At 63.9% G+C, this 15,301-nt stretch carries 16 protein-coding genes; 8 read left to right on the forward strand and 8 right to left on the reverse strand.

Going from position 1 to position 15,301, the window contains the following annotated elements; genetic code table 11:
* Nucleotides 1-32 precede the first annotated feature (32 nt).
* A complete protein-coding gene (locus tag ABIB24_RS20150) occupies nt 33-344 on the reverse strand; it encodes an Mpo1-like protein (RefSeq protein WP_274079294.1) in 312 nt (103 codons plus the stop codon).
* A 152-nt stretch (nt 345-496) separates the two neighbouring features.
* Between ABIB24_RS20150 and ABIB24_RS20155 the strand changes: the two genes are divergently transcribed.
* Entirely contained in the window at nt 497-1,558 is a 1,062-nt protein-coding gene (locus ABIB24_RS20155; protein ID WP_025340140.1) for an AraC family transcriptional regulator, read from the forward strand.
* Here ABIB24_RS20155 and ABIB24_RS20160 read toward each other — a convergent pair.
* On the reverse strand, nt 1,515-2,969 hold the full coding sequence (locus tag ABIB24_RS20160) for a TrkH family potassium uptake protein (RefSeq protein WP_013973677.1): 1,455 nt from the start codon (nt 2,967-2,969) through the stop codon (nt 1,515-1,517). The genes ABIB24_RS20155 and ABIB24_RS20160 overlap by 44 nt on opposite strands.
* Nucleotides 2,970-3,071: 102 nt before the next feature.
* Between ABIB24_RS20160 and ABIB24_RS20165 the strand changes: the two genes are divergently transcribed.
* The gene (locus tag ABIB24_RS20165; RefSeq protein ID WP_025340139.1) at nt 3,072-3,629 is read left to right on the forward strand and encodes a nitroreductase family protein; all 558 of its coding nucleotides are present in this window, start codon (nt 3,072-3,074) and stop codon (nt 3,627-3,629) included.
* A 234-nt stretch (nt 3,630-3,863) separates the two neighbouring features.
* On the opposite strand, the gene ABIB24_RS20170 is transcribed toward ABIB24_RS20165, so the two are convergent.
* From ABIB24_RS20170 to ABIB24_RS20190, 5 genes are all read right to left on the reverse strand, one after another.
* Nucleotides 3,864-5,204, reverse strand: a complete 1,341-nt coding sequence (locus tag ABIB24_RS20170) for a sensor histidine kinase (RefSeq protein WP_354317093.1) — start codon at nt 5,202-5,204, stop codon at nt 3,864-3,866.
* A gap of 60 nt (nt 5,205-5,264) precedes the next feature.
* Nucleotides 5,265-5,681 carry a Spy/CpxP family protein refolding chaperone gene (locus ABIB24_RS20175; protein ID WP_137164566.1) on the reverse strand — a complete coding sequence of 139 codons (417 nt, stop codon included), beginning with the start codon at nt 5,679-5,681 and terminating at the stop codon, nt 5,265-5,267.
* A 101-nt stretch (nt 5,682-5,782) separates the two neighbouring features.
* A complete protein-coding gene (locus ABIB24_RS20180; protein WP_025340136.1) occupies nt 5,783-6,460 on the reverse strand; it encodes a response regulator transcription factor in 678 nt (225 codons plus the stop codon).
* 205 nt (nt 6,461-6,665) lie between these two features.
* A complete protein-coding gene (locus tag ABIB24_RS20185; protein ID WP_015271283.1) occupies nt 6,666-6,965 on the reverse strand; it encodes a YciI family protein in 300 nt (99 codons plus the stop codon).
* Between the two features lies 1 nt (nt 6,966).
* The gene (locus ABIB24_RS20190) at nt 6,967-7,560 is read right to left on the reverse strand and encodes a septation protein A (protein ID WP_003259096.1); all 594 of its coding nucleotides are present in this window, start codon (nt 7,558-7,560) and stop codon (nt 6,967-6,969) included.
* Nucleotides 7,561-7,627: 67 nt separating this feature from the next.
* Between ABIB24_RS20190 and ABIB24_RS20195 the strand changes: the two genes are divergently transcribed.
* The 6 genes from ABIB24_RS20195 to ABIB24_RS20220 all read left to right on the forward strand — a co-directional run bounded on the left by ABIB24_RS20195 (nt 7,628) and on the right by ABIB24_RS20220 (nt 14,225).
* A complete protein-coding gene (locus ABIB24_RS20195) occupies nt 7,628-8,488 on the forward strand; it encodes a PHP domain-containing protein (RefSeq protein ID WP_023661025.1) in 861 nt (286 codons plus the stop codon).
* Nucleotides 8,489-8,501: 13 nt separating this feature from the next.
* Nucleotides 8,502-9,131, forward strand: a complete 630-nt coding sequence (locus ABIB24_RS20200) for an L-threonylcarbamoyladenylate synthase (protein ID WP_038408376.1) — start codon at nt 8,502-8,504, stop codon at nt 9,129-9,131.
* A complete protein-coding gene (locus ABIB24_RS20205) occupies nt 9,128-9,982 on the forward strand; it encodes a segregation and condensation protein A (protein WP_490818700.1) in 855 nt (284 codons plus the stop codon). The genes ABIB24_RS20200 and ABIB24_RS20205 overlap by 4 nt, the downstream gene beginning before the upstream one ends.
* Nucleotides 9,969-10,739, forward strand: coding sequence for an SMC-Scp complex subunit ScpB (gene scpB / locus ABIB24_RS20210; protein ID WP_085618582.1), 771 nt, complete (start codon nt 9,969-9,971; stop codon nt 10,737-10,739). Before ABIB24_RS20205 ends, scpB begins: the two co-directional genes overlap by 14 nt.
* A gap of 274 nt (nt 10,740-11,013) precedes the next feature.
* On the forward strand, nt 11,014-12,081 hold the full coding sequence (gene rluB, locus ABIB24_RS20215; protein ID WP_025340133.1) for a 23S rRNA pseudouridine(2605) synthase RluB: 1,068 nt from the start codon (nt 11,014-11,016) through the stop codon (nt 12,079-12,081).
* Between the two features lie 725 nt (nt 12,082-12,806).
* A complete protein-coding gene (locus ABIB24_RS20220; RefSeq protein WP_274079347.1) occupies nt 12,807-14,225 on the forward strand; it encodes an amino acid permease in 1,419 nt (472 codons plus the stop codon).
* Nucleotides 14,226-14,401: 176 nt separating this feature from the next.
* On the opposite strand, the gene ABIB24_RS20225 is transcribed toward ABIB24_RS20220, so the two are convergent.
* Entirely contained in the window at nt 14,402-15,286 is an 885-nt protein-coding gene (locus tag ABIB24_RS20225; RefSeq protein WP_013973663.1) for a LysR substrate-binding domain-containing protein, read from the reverse strand.
* Between the last annotated feature and the right edge of the window lie 15 nt (nt 15,287-15,301).

Genomic DNA, 15,301 nt, shown 5'->3' on the forward strand with positions numbered 1-15,301 from the left:
CTCCCACAGGCCGCAAAGCGGCCCCAAAAAATCTACAGGCTGATCTTGCCCAACAGGATATCCCTGAACATCACGAAATCCCCGATCAGGCTATACAGCGGATGGGTAAAGGTCGCAGGCCGGTTCTTTTCGAAAAAGAAATGCCCGACCCAGGCAAAGCCGTAGCCGAACACGGGCAAGGCCAGCAGCAACAACCATTTGCCACTGCCGATGATAAAGGCCAGCAGGGCTATCACCAGGCTGGTGCCGACGAAGTGCAGGCGGCGGCAGGTGGGGTTGCTGTGCTCCCCCAGGTAGTAAGGGTAGAACTCGGCAAAACTGCGAAACTGCGCTGTGCGGTTCATGACAGTGCTCCGGGATTAATACTTCTGGACAAGATGCACGGCGTGGAGCCTGAATCGAGTCTAGAGTGACTGGCGAGGCCTATCAGTGACAATAGGCGCCAATTGAATATCCTTGGGGTTCACCGCAGGAGCGGTCAGCATAAATGCCTGTCATGAGCGAAAGAACCACGTCAGCCAGCTGGGCATCAGGGATCGTGAAGGCACTCGAACTGGAAGGGCTGGACTGCCGGGCCATGTTCAAGCAGCTGGGGCTGGATTTCGCTGCCCTCGACGACCCCGACGCGCGCTTCCCCCAGGACTCCATGACCCGGCTATGGCAACTGGCAGTGGAACTCTCGGGCAACGAGGCCATAGGCCTGAACATGGCGCGGGTGGTGCGCCCGGCGTCGTTCCATGTGGTGGGCTATGCGTTGATGTCCAGCCGCACCCTGGCCGAAGGCTTCGAGCGCCTGGTGCGTTACCAGCGCATCATCGCCGAAAGCTCCGACCTCAGCTTCGTCCTCGGCCCCGAGGGCTATTCGCTGATCCTGACCGTACACGGCGACCATCTGCCACCGACCCGGCACAGTGCCGAGGCATCGCTGGCCTGCGCGCTGGCGCTGTGCAGCTGGCTCAGCGGTCGGCCGGTGCAACCGCGCCGGGTGCTGGTGCAGGGGCCGCAGCCAAAGAATATCGAGCCGTACAAGGTGGCGTTCCATTCGCCGCTGGTGTTCGGTGCGCCGCACGATGCGCTGGTGTTCGAACGCGCCGACATGGAGGCGCCGCTGCCCACCGCCAACGAAGCCATGGCCATCCTGCATGATCGCTTTGCCGGCGAATACCTGGCGCGTTTCTCGGAAAGCCGGGTCACCCACCGCGTGCGCCAGGTACTGTGCCGCATCCTGCCGCAGGGCGAGCCCAAGCGCGAAACCCTGGCTCAGGCCCTGCACTTGTCGCAGCGCACCTTGCAGCGGCGGCTGCAGGAAGAAGGCACCAGCTTCCAGACCCTGCTCGACGATACCCGCCGCGAACTGGCCGAACAGTACCTGGCGCAGCCAGGCATGACCCTGCTGGAAACCGCCTACCTGCTGGGTTTTGCCGACCCCAGCAACTTCTACCGGGCGTTCCGCCGCTGGTTCCATGCCACGCCCAGTGAGTACCGCGCCCGCCTGGGTGCCGAGCCCGAGGTGGTCAGTGACGCCAGAACGCCGGCATGCACAACACTAGCACGGTGATGATTTCCAATCGGCCGAGCAGCATGCCGCTGGCGAGAATCCACTTGGCAGCGTCCGGCAGCGTGGCGTAGTTGCCCGACGGGCCGATCACTTCACCCAGGCCCGGGCCCACACCCGAGACCGTGCCGGCAGCGCCGGTCAGGGCGGTCATCCAGTCCACGCCAAGCAACGACAGCAGCAGCGCCATGACGCAGATGGTGATGGCGAAGAAGAACGAGAAAGTCAGGATCGAACGCACGATTTCTTCGTCGAGGCGGTGGCCGTTGTACTTCTGCTTGATCACCGCGCGTGGGTGGATCAGCTGGTTGAGGCTGGCCTTGAGCAGGATGTAGGCGACCTGGAAGCGGAAGATCTTGATGCCACCTGCCGTCGAGCCGGAGCAGCCGCCGACGAAGCCCAGGTAGAAGAACAGCATCAGCGAGAAGTTGCCCCACAGGCTGTAGTCACCCAGGGCGAAGCCGGTGGTGGTGACCACCGAAGTCACGTTCAGCGCAACGTGGCGCAGGGCGTCGAGCCAGTGCAGGTTGGTGGTGGCCCAGTACCAGGTGCCAAGCACCAGCCAGGTGACCACCAGCATGCCCAGCAAACCCTGCACCTGCTGGTCGCGGATCAGTGCCTTGCGGTTGCCGCGCAGGGTCGCCACGTAAAGGGTGAAGGGCAGGCTGCCGAGGATCATCACCACCACCGCGACCCAGTGCACGGCCGGGATATCCCACTTGGCCAGCGACTGGTCGGAGGTGGAAAACCCGCCAGTGGAAATCGCCGACATGGCGTGGTTGATCGCATCGAACGGGCTCATGCCGGCCCACCAGAAGCCCAGCGCGCCCAGGATCGAGAAGCCGACGTATACCCCCACGATCGACTTGGCGACCATGTGCGAGCGCGGCATGACCTTCTCCGAGCGGTCGGACGATTCGGTCTGGAACAGGCGCATGCCACCGATGCGCAGCAGCGGCAGGATCGCTACCGCCATGCCAATGAAGCCGATGCCGCCGAGCCAGTGCAGCATCGAGCGCCACATCAGGATGCCCGGTGACATGTTGTCCAGCCCGCTGAGCACGGTGGCGCCGGTGGCGGTGATGCCCGACATGCTTTCGAAGAAGGCGTCGGTGTAGCTGATGTGCTGGGTCAGCAGGAACGGCAGGGCGGCGAACACGCACACCACCAGCCAGCTGCTGACGGTCAGCAGGTACATGTCGCGCGGGCGCAGGTGCACATGTTCGGGGCGGCCCTGGAGCACCAGGGCCAGGCCGGCGATGAAGGTGATCAGGCTCGACCAGAGGAACGACGGCATGTCACGGGTGCGTTCGAAGATCACCAGGGTCGCCATGGGCACGGCCATGCTGACGGCGAGGGTAATCAGGAAGATGCCGATGATGAAACCAATGATCCTTAAGGTCGGCAACGCCATGTGATCTGCTCTGACTCGAAACGGAAGGGCGCCATTCTACCTATGGGTCTGGTGATGTAAACGCTAGAATGGCGGCACATTTACCTGCCAGGAGGGTAGCCGATGGAGGCTCTCGACGCATTGCTCAACCGTGTTTCCGTGCCACGCCTGACCGACCCGGCGCCCAATGCCGCCCAGCGCGAGGCGCTGTTCCAGGCCGCCCTGCGCGCCCCGGACCACGGCCAGCTGCGGCCGTGGCGCTTTCTCACCATCGAAGGCCAGGGCCGCGAGAAGCTGGGTGAGCTGTTCGCCGAAGCGCTGCAGCACAAGGGGGATGCCAGCCAGGCTGCCCTGGACAAGGCCCGCGCCATGCCCCTGCGGGCGCCGTTGCTGATCGTGGTCGTTGCCAAGCTGCAGGACCACTTCAAGGTGCCCAAGTCCGAGCAGCGGCTGGCGGCAGGCTGTGCGGCGCACGGCATTCTGATTGCGGCGCATGCGCAAGGTATCGGTGCGGTGTGGCGCACCGGGGACATGGCTTTCGATGCCCATGTGCACAAGGGCCTGGGGCTGGCCGCGAACGAGGAGCTGATCGGTTACCTGTATGTGGGTACGCCGCTGACCGAGCCGCGCACCGCGCCGATTCTGGAAACTGCAGATTTCGTCAGTGCCTGGGGCGAGTAACGCGGCCTTGGGCTGATTGCCGTATCAAGGCATCCGGCCCTTTCGCGGGTAAACCCGCTCCCACAGGTGTTGCGCAAATTTCAGGCCTTGCACAGTACCTGTGGAAGAGGGCGGGTGCCTTTACAGCACATCACCGCCCGCCGCTCCCACAGGTGGTGCGCAAATCTCAGGCCTTGCACAGGTACCTGTGGGAGCGGGTTTACCCGCGAAGAGGCCGGGAGCATTTACATCAAATCAACTGCCTGTCGCTTCAGTCACAGGCAACTCCAGCCGCGCCACAAAGCCCCCCTGTGGATGGTTCTCCAGCACCAGGCTGCCACCATGCCGCTCTGCCGCCTTGCGTGCAATCGCCAGCCCCAGCCCATGCCCCGGCGCATCCTGCCCCGGCGCACGGAAGAACGGTTCCCCCAGCTGCGCCAGGTGTTCCGCCGCCGCTCCCGGCCCATGGTCACGCACGCTGATCACGATACGATCCTGCTCGCGCATGGCGCTGACTTCGATTGGCTGGCCCTGCGGGTTGAAGCGCAGGGCGTTGCGCAGCAGGTTGTCCACGGCACGCTCGATCAGCGTTGGCCAACCCTGCAAGGTCAACCCCGATTGTGCCTCCAGGCGCACGTCCTGCTCTGGTGCGCTGAGCTGGGCGTCCTTGCGCACGCTGCCGAGCAGGGCGTTGAGGTCGACCGGCTCGGCATGGGCCTGTTCGGCATCGACCCGCGCCAGGGCGAGAATTTCGCTGATCAGGTCTTCCAGGCGGTCGCATTCGCGGGTCAGGCGTGGCCACAGCGCCTCACGCTGCTCAGGCTCGGCGCGCTCGGCCAAGGCCAGGGCGATACGCAGCCTGGCCAGCGGCGAGCGCAGTTCGTGGGACACATCGCGCAGCAACTGGCGCTGGCTGCCGATGGTGCTTTGCAGGCGCGCGCCCATCTTGTTGAAGTCCTTGGCCAGCACGCCGAACTCGTCACGCCGCGCCGCCAGCTGCGCCAGGCTGTTCTGCTGGTAGGTGGTCTGGCCCAGGTCATGCACGGCGCTGCGCAGGCGGCTGAGCGGGCGGGTGATGGACAGGGTCACCAGCAGGCTGAACAGGGTCAGCACCACCAGGGCAATGCCCAGCGCACTGAGCGGCCACAACAGGCTTTCGCGGTGCCAGGCATCCAGCGCCGGGTGGGGGATGCGATAGATCAGCAGGTACGTCTCGCCGGTGTCGGGGCTGGTGTATTCCTCGGTCAACCGGCGCCACGGCAGGCGCCGCTGGTCATTGTGCTGGCGTGCCTCGAAGGCTGCCGCACGGCGCGGGAAGGTGCCGGGCACCACGGCTTCGCCACTGTCGTCGAGCACCTGCACGTCGATCTTGTAGCGGTCCTTGCGCCGTTCCAGGAAGTGCTGTGCCGAAGCCAGGCCTTCCTGTTCGTAATGCTTGGCCCACTTGCTGGCCAGGGTATTCAGGCCCGGGTGGCGGCTGAGGATCCAGGCGTCCTGGTTGAGCATATGGCCCAGCAGGATCGACAGGCCCGCAACCAGGGTGATGGCCAGCCAGAAACTGGCCAGGATGCGCCAGAACAGTGAACGCAAGTGCACCTCCTGCAAACAAGAAAAGCCCGGCTCGCACTGAGGCGGGCCGGGCATCGGGCGGACAGCTTACTGGGCCTTGTTGCCTTTTTCAGCTTTCCAGGCCTGGAACTCCTGCCACTCGGCTTTCTGTGCGGCGCGTTCCTTCTGCAGTTCGTCGAACTTCTTCTGCTGCTCTGGCTTGAGCAGGGCACGGACCGCGCTGTCGGTCTTGTCGCGGTTGGCCTGCAGTTCGTCCTTCAGCGCCTTCTGGTCGGCGGCCGGCAGTTTGGACAGGTAGCGCTCGGTGATGTCGCGGCGCTGTTTCATCTGCTCGCCCATCAGTTTGCCGATCTGCTGGCGCTGGTCACGGCTCAGGTCCAGTTGGTGGAAAGGCGCATCACCGCGATGATGTGGGCCGTCGTGGCGCGGGCCGCCTTCAGGCATGGCCATGGCCACGGTCGGCAGGGCGGCGGCGAACATCAGGGCGATAAGGGTCTTGCGCATGGTGTCTCTCCTTTCATGGGCCGGTGGTTACCGGATGAGCACAGTCTAGGGAGATCACCGTCAAGCGCGGTCAGTGGATGGTAAAGGCTCGGTAAAGATGTTCAGAGGCAGTAGTAATAACCACGGCTGCGCAGGGCGACGATGCGCGGCCGGCCATCGGCGTGGGGGCCGATCTTCTTGCGCAGGTTGCTGACGTGCATGTCCAGGCTGCGGTCGTACAGGGTCAGCTTGCGGCCCAGGCCGATCTGCGCCAGTTCCTGCTTGTCCAGCGGCTCGCCGGGTTGGCGCAGCAGGGCTTCGAGAATGCGGCTTTCGGACAGGGTCAGGGTCATTTCGCGGCCATCGATGCTGGCCACGCCACGGGCAGGGCTGTAGACCAGGTCGCCCAGCTCCACCTGGCTGGTGGTGGCGGTGGGGTGGCTGCGGCGCAGCACGGCACGCAGGCGAGCGGTGAGTTCACGCGGGTCGCAGGGTTTGGCCAGGTAGTCGTCGGCGCCCAGTTCCAGGCCGAGGATGCGGTCCAGCGGCTCGCCGCGGGCCGAGAGCATCAGCACCGGCAGTTCGGCATGCTCGCTGCGCAACTGCTTGAGCAGTTCCAGGCCACTGCCGTCGGGCAGCATCACGTCCAGCACCACGGCCGCCGGGGCATGCGTGGCCAGGGCCTGGCGTGCGCTCTGGCCGTCGTGGCAGGCGCGCACGGTAAACCCTTCCTGGGTCAGCCAGCTGCCGAGCAGCTCGCACAGCTCCTGGTCATCATCTATCAGTAACAGCTCGCTCATGACTCACTCAATTCAACCATTGACGGCGGCTATTCGGCCCGCCAGTGGCAAAGATACCGCAGACTGATGGCAACAGTATAACTGCCGGTACCGCGTGGGCTTCTTCGCGGGCTTGCCCGCTCTCACAGGTAACCCACAAACCTCAGGACCTGTGGTGTCCCTGTGGGAGCGGGCAAGCCCGCGAAGAAGCCCACGCGGTCTCAGATCAAGGCAGCACTTGCTTGAACGGCTTGACCACCACCTTGTCGTACACGCCCGCGGCAATGTAAGGGTCGGCATCGGCCCAGGCCTGCGCAGCGGCCAGGGAGTCGAACTCGGCAACGATCAGGCTACCGCTGAAACCCGCTTCGCCCGGGTCGTTGCTGTCGATGGCCGGGTGCGGGCCGGCCAGTACCACGCGGCCCTCGGCCTTCAGCTGCTGCAGGCGTTCGATGTGCGCCGGGCGGGCGGCCAGGCGCTTTTCCAGGGAGTTTGCGACGTCACTGGCGATGATGGCGTAGAGCATGTCAATCCTTGGGTTTGGAGGTAGAAGGGTCGTCGTGCAGGTGGCGCGACAGGTACACGCCCTGCGCTACCAGGAACATCACGGTCATGCCCAGGCTGCCGAACACCTTGAAGTCGACCCAGAAGTCCTGGAAGGTGAAGGCGACGAACAGGTTGGCCGCGCCGCAGAACAGGAAGAAGCCGATCCAGGCCAGGTTCAGGCGGGTCCAGATGGCATCAGGCAGGCTCAGGGCGTGGCCCATGATGCGCTTGATCAGCACCCGGTCGCCGATGAAGTGGCTGCCGGCGAAGCCCAGGGCGAACAGCCAGTTCACCACCGGCGCCTTCCACTTCAGGAAGGTTTCGCTGTGGAAGGTCAGGGTCAGGCCGCCGAACACCAGGCAGGCCACCAGGGTCAGCCACTGGCCCTTTTCCAGCTTGCGCTGGCGCAGGAACAGCGCGCCGTAGACCACCAGCGAGCTGATGATCAGCATGGCGGTGGCGCTGTAAATGCCGCCGAACTCGAAGCTGTGACCGGCGACTTCCATGGGGCGCGGGTCGAGCTTGTAGACGATGAAGAACAGCAGCAGCGGGATGAAATCGATGAATTGTTTCACAATGGCAGCCAGAATCAGGATGTGACGGCATAATAACAAACATCGATTCCAGCGAAAGCGCTCCTCCATGAATGTTGATCTGCACTGTCACAGCACGGCCTCCGACGGCGCCCTGTCGCCCTCGATACTGGTCGCCCGGGCCCATGAGCATGGGGTGCAAACGCTGGCACTGACCGACCATGACACCATCGAAGGCCTGCCCGAGGCGCGCCAGGCGTGCCGCGACAAGGGCATGCACTGGGTCAGCGGGGTGGAACTGTCGTGCACCTGGGGTGGCGCGACCATCCATGTGCTGGGCTATGACTTCCCGCTCGACGCGCCGCCCCTGCTGGCGGCGATCGAAGCGCTGCACCGTGGCCGCTGGCTGCGCGCCGAAGAAATCGACAAACGGCTGGCGGCCAAGGGCATGCCCGGTACCCTCGACGGCGCTCGCGCCGTGCAGCACGAACTGGGCGATAGCGGCAACGCCCCGGCGCGCCCGCATTTTGCCGAGTACCTGGTGCGTGCCGGGCACGTCAAGGACCGCGGCGAGGCGTTTCGCAAATGGCTGGGCGCCGGCAAGCTCGGGGACGTCAAGCAGCACTGGCCTACCCTCGATGAAACCGTCGCCACCCTGCGCCAGTCCAACGCTTGGGTGAGCCTGGCGCATCCCATGCACTACGATCTGACCCGCAGCAAGCGCAGAAGGCTGATTGCCGACTATATTCAGGCAGGCGGGCAGGCGCTTGAAGTGGTCAACGGGATGATGCCTGCCGAGCAGGTGGGCACCATGTCCATCCTCACCCGTGAGTTCGGCCTGCTGGCAAGCGCTGGCAGTGACTTCCACGGCCCCGGCACCTGGGGCGAGATCGGTGCCTACCGGCCTTTGCCCGAGGACCTGCCACCTCTGTGGCGCCGATTCAGCCATGAACAGCCTTTGGCGGTATGAACAGGACGACTACGTGAGCCAATTTTTCCAGATTCATCCGGAGAACCCGCAGCAGCGCCTGATCAAGCAGGCCGTCGAGATTATCCGCAAGGGCGGTGTAGTGGTGTACCCGACGGATTCGGCCTATGCGCTGGGTTGCCAGATGGGTGACAAGGCGGCCATCGAACGGGTGCGGCGCCTGCGCGGGCTGGACAAGACCCACAACTTCACCCTGATGTGCTGCGACATGTCGCAGCTGGGGTTGTACGCCAAGGTCGATACCGGCACCTTCCGCCTGCTCAAGGCACATGTGCCGGGGCCTTACACGTTCATCCTCAATGGCACGCGCGAAGTGCCGCGGCTGCTGTTGCACGATAAACGCCGCACCATCGGGCTACGGGTGCCGGCCCATGCCATCACCCTGGCCTTGCTGGCTGAGCTGGGCGAGCCGTTGATGAGTGTGAGCCTGATCCTGCCGGGCGACACCGAGCCGATGACCGACCCTTACGAGATCCGTGAGCGCCTGGAGCACCATGTCGACCTGGTGATCGACGGCGGTTTCGGTGACCTCAAGGCATCGACCATCATCGACCTGTCCGGTGATGAGCCGGAACTGGTCCGTGAAGGCTGCGGCGACCCCACGCCGTTCCTGGTCAACGCGTGAGCCAGGTGGAAACGCCCGAGGCACCGGCCGAACAGGCCGAGGTGCCTCGCCAACTGCAATTGGCCCTGGTCTATGGCGAAGCCCTGACCGAGCTGCCGCTGGACCTGTACATCCCGCCGGACGCCCTGGAAGTCATCCTCGAAGCCTTCGAAGGCCCGCTGGACCTGTTGCTGTACCTGATCCGCAAGCAGAACATCGACATCCTCGACATCCCGGTGGCGGAAATCACCCGCCAGTACATGGGCTACGTGGAGCTGATGAAGAGCGTGCGCCTGGAGCTGGCCGCCGAATACCTGGTGATGGCTGCCATGCTCGCCGAGATCAAGTCGCGCATGTTGCTGCCGCGCTCGGCCGACGTCGAGGAGGAGGAGGGCGACCCGCGCGCCGAACTGATCCGCCGGCTGCAGGAGTACGAGCGCTTCAAGGCCGCCGCCGAAGGTATCGATGAATTGCCACGGGTTGGCCGCGAGGTGGTGGTGCCGCGGCTGGAGGCGCCGCAGGCCAAGGTGCGCAAGCTGTTGCCCCAGGTCAGCCTGGAGGAGCTGCTGGTGTCGATGGCCGAGGTGATGCGCCGCAACGACCTGTTCGAAAGCCATCAGATCACCCGCGAGACCTTGTCCACCCGCGAACGCATGAGCCAGGTGCTGGAACGCCTGAAGGGCGGCGGTTTCGTGCCGTTCGTCGAGCTGTTCGCCGCCGAGGAGGGCAAGCTAGGTGTTGTGGTGACGTTCATGGCGATTCTCGAGCTGGTGAAGGAATCGCTGATCGAACTGGTGCAGAATGAACCCTTCGCCGCCATCCACGTGCGGCTTCGCCCCGCGCTTGTTGAAGAACCTGATGAACCTGAATGAACCCCGCGACCTGGCGTCGCTGATCGAAGCCTTCCTGCTGGCTTCGGGCAAGCCGCAATCCCTGGAGCGCCTGTACGAACTGTTCGAGGAAGCCGAGCGACCGGAGCCCAAGGTCTTCAGGCAGGCTCTGGAGCTGCTGGGCAAGTCGTGCAATGGCCGTGCCTTCGAGCTCAAGGAGGTGGCCAGCGGTTACCGCCTGCAGATTCGCGAGGACTTTGCGCCGTGGGTCGGGCGCCTGTGGGAAGAGCGCCCGCAGCGCTACTCGCGCGCGCTGCTGGAAACCCTGGCCCTGATCGCCTACCGCCAGCCCATCACCCGTGGCGAAATCGAGGATGTGCGTGGCGTGGCGGTTAACAGCAACATCATCAAGACCCTGATGGAGCGCGAGTGGATCCGCGTGGTCGGTTACCGCGAAGTGCCCGGGCGGCCGGCGATGTTCGCCACTACCAAGGCGTTTCTCGACCATTTCAACCTCAAGAGCCTGGACGAGCTGCCAGCCTTGGCCGAGCTGCGGGAGATGGAGCCCGAGCCGCTGCTCGACCCGGACGATGCGCCAGTGCCGGCGCACCTGCAGGCATTGGCGGATGCCAGCCTTGGGGAAGAGGAAGAGGTTGCCGAACCGAAGGAGGAGACCAGCTTCCGTAGCCTGCTGGTGGAGCTGGATGCGATGGAAGAGGGGCTGAAGACCGATTTCGATGATTTGCGCGAGGAAGAGGCTGAGGCTGCTGTGGAAGAGGACGGCAAGTTGCAGCCCTGAGTCTTCTGTTGTCTGTGCTGGCCCTTTCGCGGGTAAACCCGCTCCCACAGGGATATCACAGGTCCTGAGAGTGATGCGGTACTTGTGGGAGCGGGTTTACCCGCGAAGAGGCCGGTACTGCCAATACATAACCATTAGGCAGAAACCCGTCGCAATGCCCACAAAACCCTCTACCCTCCAGTGCGTTCCCCCGCCGAACCGCGTATGATGCGCGGCCTTTTGGCGCGTTCGTCGCCAGAACCCTTATTTCATTCCTACACCGGGAGGTGCCCAGATGAGTGAGCAAGACCTGCAAGATACCGAAATCACCCCTCCATCCGGCGAAAAGCTGCAGAAAGTGCTGGCGCGCATTGGCGTTGGCTCGCGCCGTGACGTCGAGGCCTGGATCAGCCAGGGCCGCATCAAGGTCAACGGCGTCGAGGCCACCCTCGGCCAGCGCGTCGACCTGCACGACGCCATTGCCGTGGATGGCAAGTTGATCAAGCGCGAAGAGGCCGCCGAGGCCACCCGTCGGGTGATCATGTACAACAAGCCCGATGGCGAAATCTGCACCCGTGACGACCCGGAAGGCCGCCCGACCGTGTTCGACCGCCTGCCACGGCCGAAAGAAGGCCGCTGGATCAACATTGGCCGCCTCGACATCAACACCACCGGCCTGCTGCTGTTCACCACCGACGGTGAACTGGCCAACCGCCTGATGCACCCGTCCTACGAGATGGACCGTGAGTACGCGGTACGTGTGCGTGGTGAGGTCGACGACGAAATGATCGAGCGCCTGAAGGCCGGCGTGATGCTGGAAGATGGCCCGGCCAAGTTCACCGACATCCAGAAGGCACCAGGTGGCGAAGGCTTCAACCACTGGTACCACTGCGTGGTGATGGAAGGCCGCAACCGTGAGGTGCGTCGCCTGTGGGAGTCTCAGGGCATGGTGGTCAGCCGCCTGAAGCGCGTGCGTTTCGGCCCGGTGTTCCTCAACTCCGACCTGCCGATGGGCCGCTGGCGTGAAATGAGCCAGGGCGAAATCGACATCCTCGCTGCTGAAGTTGGCCTGCAGCCGGTGGCGCTGCCAGCCATGAAGCTCAAGGCCAAGGACAAGATGGAGCGCCTGCAGCGCAAGTCGACCCGCCCGCTGGGCCGTGGCGAGCGCGTGCGCAGCCTGCGCCCGGCCCACGAAGGTGCTGCTGCCGGCGAACGCCCGGCGCGCCAGCCGCGTGAAGAGGCCCCGCGCAAGACCGGCCGTGGCAGCACCGTGGCCGAACGCCCTAGCGAGATGCGCAAGCGTCCGGCCAAGCCTGAAGGTGACAAGCCAGCAGGGCGTGGCCGCGGCAAACCGCGTGGTTGATTGGCCTGTGTGGTAATCGAGAAACCAGCCTTCGGGCTGGTTTTTTATGCCTGTCAGATTTTGGGGCTGCTGTGCAGCCCATCGCGACACAAGGCCGCTCCCACAGAAAACGCGTCACCTGTGGGAGCGGCCTTGTGTCGCGAAAGGGCCGCAAAGCGGCCCCAAGATATTGAACAAAAAGAATTTTCGGACGACTGGCAAGTTCTCGAACCACTCTGTAAAGAAAATTGTACAAATGTGGTCGGTTTCAGCCCGTATTTCAGATTAGGTCGAATCGTGTAAACAAACCTTGCCGCTGCCTCCCCGTCAAAACAGCCGACTAAGCCCCACCCACCCTTGCTCAAAGCCCCGCCCCACGGTGTTATAGCCGCCATTGCCGTGTGCAAAAGCCTGTCCACAGAGCCAGGCTGACAAAACAACAAATGGAGGCGCCATGTACGCCGATCACTTCGCCTTTCAAGGCCCACACCACAGGATCGCTGCGTTTTTTCCCGAGGAAACGATGCAACGCGTTGACGCCTGCGCGTTTGCAGGGGTATACAGTGCGCCGCGTTTTACCTGTGACTCCCTTGCGTACCGCGCACTCTTGATCACGCCTGGTTGACCCGCCCCGGCGGCACCTGAGGTCAGGAAACCCAAGGTAACCACCTTGCCCATTCCGCTGCGCCACGAGCGCGGTGGGTCCGATTCCGTCACAGATAAAAACAATGCAGGTGACTTCGTTCATGAGTGGACAAAACATGCATTCAGGCGAGCTCAAGCGGGGCCTGAAGAACCGCCATATCCAGTTGATCGCCCTCGGCGGTGCGATTGGTACCGGCCTGTTCCTCGGCTCGGCAGGCGTGATGAAATCCGCTGGCCCGTCGATGATCCTTGGCTACGCCATCTGCGGCTTCATCGCCTTCATGATCATGCGCCAGCTCGGCGAAATGATCGTCGAAGAGCCGGTGGCCGGCTCGTTCAGCCATTTCGCCCACACCTACTGGGGTGGTTTCGCCGGCTTCCTGTCGGGCTGGAACTGCTGGGTGCTGTACATTCTGGTGGGCATGTCGGAGCTTTCGGCGGTCGGCAAGTATGTCCACTACTGGTGGCCGGAGATCCCTACCTGGGTCACGGCGGCAGCGTTCTTCGTGCTGATCAACGCCATCAACCTGATGAACGTGAAGTTCTTCGGTGAGGCCGAATTCTGGTTTGCCATCATCAAGGTGGTGGCCATCGTCAGCATGATCGGCCTGGGTGCCTACCTGCTGACCAGCGGCAGCGGCGGCCCTGAAGCCACCGTGGCCAACCTGTGGTCGCACGGCGGCTTCTTCCCGAACGGTGTCAGCGGGCTGGTGATGGCCCTGGCCTTCATCATGTTCTCCTTCGGTGGCCTGGAAATGCTCGGCTTCACCGCTGCCGAGGCCGACAAGCCGAAGACCGTGATCCCCAAGGCGATCAACCAGGTCATCTACCGTATCCTGATCTTCTATGTCGGTGCCCTGGTGGTGCTGCTGTCGCTGACCCCATGGGACAACCTGGTCGCCAGCATCGATGCGTCCGGCGGCAGCTATGGCAGCAGCCCGTTCGTGCAGGTGTTCTCGCTGCTGGGCAGTGACGTGGCTGCGCACCTGCTGAACTTCGTGGTCCTGACTGCAGCGCTGTCGGTGTACAACAGCGGCACCTACTGCAACGCCCGCATGCTGCTGGGCATGGCCGAGCAGGGCGATGCCCCGGCGTCGCTGGCCAAGGTCGACAGCCGCGGTGTGCCGGTGCGCTCGATCCTGGCGTCGGCAGGCGTGACGCTGATCGCGGTGCTGCTCAACTACCTGATGCCGCAAAACGCGCTGGAGCTGCTGATGTCGCTGGTGGTGGCCACCCTGGTGATCAACTGGGCGATGATCAGCTACTCGCACCTGAAGTTCCGCCAGCACCTGGACCGCACTGGCCAGAAGCCGCTGTTCAAGGCGCTGTGGTACCCCTATGGCAACTACATCTGCCTGGCGTTCGTGGTGCTGATCCTGGGCATCATGGCGATGATCCCGGGTATCCAGGTTTCCGTGTATGTGATCCCGGTGTGGCTGTTCGCCATGTTCGTGGTCTACATGGTCAAGCCGCGTCGCAGGGCGCAGGCGCTTGGGGCTGCTGGTAGTGTGGCCAAGTAAGGCGCTGCAGGTAGCGTACAAACAACCCGAAGTCAGGAACTGGCTTCGGGTTTTTTATTGCCTGTACCGGCCCCTTCGCGGGTAAACCCGCTCCCACAGGGACATCACCTGATCTGAAAGCAGCGCTATACCTGTGGGAGCGGGTTTACCCGCGAAGAGGCCGGCACAGGCAAACATCAGATCTGCTCCAGCAACCAACTGCGAAACGCCCGCAGCGACGGCAACGCCTCGTTGCGCGGTGGGTAGATCAGGTAATAACTGCGCTGGCTGGCAAATGCCACCCCGGGGCTGTACAGCTCACCCTTGGCCAGTTCTTCCTCCACCAGTATGCGCGGCACCAGGCCGATGCCGATCCCGGCCCGTACCGCCTGGATCAGGTGCGAGGTCAGCTCGAAGCTCGGCCCCAGGCGCATCGCCCGGTGCGCCAGGCCATGGTGCGAGAACCACTCGCCCCAGGCATGCGGGTTGTTGGCCACATTCAGCAGCACTTCTTCACTGATGCGTGCAGGGCTCCAGCCCTGGCTGTCCGCGCCAGCCTCCGGCGGCAATATCACCACCAGTTCCTCGGCATGCAGGCGATGGCAGATCAACCCCGGCAGGTCGTGACTGGCCACGCCGATGGCGGCATCGATCTCGCTGGTGTCGAAGTTGATGGCTTCGATGCGTGAATGTATGTGCACCAGCATGCCCGGGTGGGCGCTGTAGAAGGCGTGCAGCCTTGGCAGCAGCCATTTCGAGCCGAAGGTGGGCAAGGTGGCCAGGCGCAAGGTGCCCACCCCCGACTGGTAGGCCAGTGCCTGCAAGGTGGCGCTGCGGATGCGCCCCAGTGCCTCGCTGAGCTCGCGCTGGTACAGGCGGCCGACATCGGTCAGCTGCACCTGGCGCCCCTCGCGGCGGAACAGGGTCAGGCCCAGTTGCTGCTCCAGCGCCTGCACCTGGCGGCTGACCGCGCTCTGGGTCAGCGACAGCTCGGCGGCGGCGCGGGTGTAGCTTTCATGCCGGGCCGCAGCCTCGAAAGCCAGTAGCAGCGACATGGACGGGGTCAGATGGCGGTAATTCATTCATGAAAGTCATTA

The sequence above is a fragment of the Pseudomonas sp. UYEF17 genome, assembly GCF_040546125.1.
Classification (GTDB): Bacteria; Pseudomonadota; Gammaproteobacteria; order Pseudomonadales; family Pseudomonadaceae; genus Aquipseudomonas; species Aquipseudomonas putida_Z.

What these genes read in the sequence shown, in the direction of transcription:
- ABIB24_RS20150 (WP_274079294.1), bottom strand. Translation starts at nt 344, where the DNA reads ATGAACCGCACAGCGCAGTTTCGCAGTTTTGCCGAGTTCTACCCTTAC.
- scpB (WP_085618582.1), top strand. Translation starts at nt 9,969, where the DNA reads ATGAACCTGAATGAACCCCGCGACCTGGCGTCGCTGATCGAAGCCTTC.
- ABIB24_RS20165 (WP_025340139.1), top strand. Translation starts at nt 3,072, where the DNA reads ATGGAGGCTCTCGACGCATTGCTCAACCGTGTTTCCGTGCCACGCCTG.
- ABIB24_RS20195 (WP_023661025.1), top strand. Translation starts at nt 7,628, where the DNA reads ATGAATGTTGATCTGCACTGTCACAGCACGGCCTCCGACGGCGCCCTG.
- rluB (WP_025340133.1), top strand. Translation starts at nt 11,014, where the DNA reads ATGAGTGAGCAAGACCTGCAAGATACCGAAATCACCCCTCCATCCGGC.
- ABIB24_RS20155 (WP_025340140.1), top strand. Translation starts at nt 497, where the DNA reads ATGAGCGAAAGAACCACGTCAGCCAGCTGGGCATCAGGGATCGTGAAG.
- ABIB24_RS20225 (WP_013973663.1), bottom strand. Translation starts at nt 15,286, where the DNA reads ATGAATTACCGCCATCTGACCCCGTCCATGTCGCTGCTACTGGCTTTC.
- ABIB24_RS20175 (WP_137164566.1), bottom strand. Translation starts at nt 5,681, where the DNA reads ATGCGCAAGACCCTTATCGCCCTGATGTTCGCCGCCGCCCTGCCGACC.
- ABIB24_RS20160 (WP_013973677.1), bottom strand. Translation starts at nt 2,969, where the DNA reads ATGGCGTTGCCGACCTTAAGGATCATTGGTTTCATCATCGGCATCTTC.
- ABIB24_RS20220 (WP_274079347.1), top strand. Translation starts at nt 12,807, where the DNA reads ATGAGTGGACAAAACATGCATTCAGGCGAGCTCAAGCGGGGCCTGAAG.
- ABIB24_RS20180 (WP_025340136.1), bottom strand. Translation starts at nt 6,460, where the DNA reads ATGAGCGAGCTGTTACTGATAGATGATGACCAGGAGCTGTGCGAGCTG.
- ABIB24_RS20185 (WP_015271283.1), bottom strand. Translation starts at nt 6,965, where the DNA reads ATGCTCTACGCCATCATCGCCAGTGACGTCGCAAACTCCCTGGAAAAG.